Origin of the sequence: Streptococcus sp. GMD1S, assembly GCF_000296875.1 — a bacterium.
GTDB lineage: Bacteria > Bacillota > Bacilli > Lactobacillales > Streptococcaceae > Streptococcus.
In genome coordinates this window covers 1-672 of the sequence record NZ_AJQY01000253.1, presented here as the reverse complement: position 1 = coordinate 672, position 672 = coordinate 1, and the positions used below count along the sequence as shown (strand labels likewise).

Below are 672 nucleotides of genomic sequence, written 5' to 3'. Positions count from 1 at the left end.
CAGACTGTACACAGACTCCCATATCTTATATGGAAATATAGTAACGCAAATACAAGGAAAAGTCAAGGAAACTGCTTACAGAAAACTATGAAAAAGAGTTTGAAGACAAATGCTTCAAACTCTTTCATAACTTTCTTATTTAGCTTCGTACCAAGTTGCTCCTTCATTCTCATCAGCAATGAGTGGGACACTAAGCTGGATGGCTTCTTCCATGGTTTGTTTCACTAGAGTTTTAACGGCTGCTAGTTCTGATTTTGGAACCTCAAGGACGATTTCATCATGCACTTGCAAGAGCATCTTGGTCTGATAACCACCCTCAACTAGAGCTTTGTCTAGCTGAATCATAGCAATCTTGAGAATATCCGCCGCCGAACCCTGGATAGGAGAGTTAATAGCAGTTCGCTCTGCAAAACCACGAATGTTAAAGTTGCGCGAATTGATATCTGGTAACTCACGACGACGCTTGAAGAGGGTCTCTACATAGCCCTTATCACGCGCTTCACGTACCACTTCTTCCATATAGTTTTTGATTCCAGGAAAACGTTCAAAGTAAGTGTCAATGTAGGCTTTGGCCTTCTTACGACTAATACCAAGATTGTTTGCCAAACCAAAATCTGAAATCCCGTAAACCACTCCAAAGTTTACCGCCTTGGCATTACGACGGTCGTTTGG

At 41.8% G+C, this 672-nt stretch carries 1 protein-coding gene; it reads right to left on the bottom strand.

Annotated elements, in window-relative coordinates; translation table 11 throughout:
* Positions 1–135: 135 nt before the first annotated feature.
* On the bottom strand, positions 136–672 hold a 537-nt coding region (locus GMD1S_RS08620), incomplete at its 5' end, for a DNA polymerase (protein ID WP_000298145.1).